This window comes from Zoogloea sp. LCSB751 (assembly GCF_002028455.1).
Lineage (GTDB): Bacteria > Pseudomonadota > Gammaproteobacteria > Burkholderiales > Rhodocyclaceae > Zoogloea.
Genome location: NZ_MWUM01000402.1, coordinates 1 through 253, shown reverse-complemented (window position 1 = coordinate 253; position 253 = coordinate 1). Strand labels below are relative to the sequence as shown.

The following is a 253-nucleotide window of genomic DNA, read 5'->3' as shown; positions in this document are numbered from 1 at the left end:
AGGGGAGGGCAAAAACTATAAGTGTAGGTTTAAATGTAGATTTTTTGTTTTGGTGGAAAAAATTGTTTATTTATCAATGTAAAGACACCCATGCATCATGGGGGTGTGGGCGCTCAGGTTGGCGCTGGTGGCTTGGTGCTGTGCTGTCATGTTCTATTCCAGAAGGTGCTCTTGCGGGCAAGCGTCTGCCGTAATGGGTCTGAATCTGGTGGCCATTCTACATGGTCGGGCCGAGATGGTGAGGGGTTATCTC

The 253-nt window shown here is 48.2% G+C and carries 1 protein-coding gene; it reads left to right on the top strand.

Annotated elements, in window-relative coordinates; translation table 11 throughout:
- Nucleotides 1-194: hypothetical protein (locus tag B4920_RS30170; RefSeq protein WP_216820101.1), on the top strand; the 194-nt coding region annotated here is incomplete at its 5' end.
- Nucleotides 195-253 lie beyond the last annotated feature (59 nt).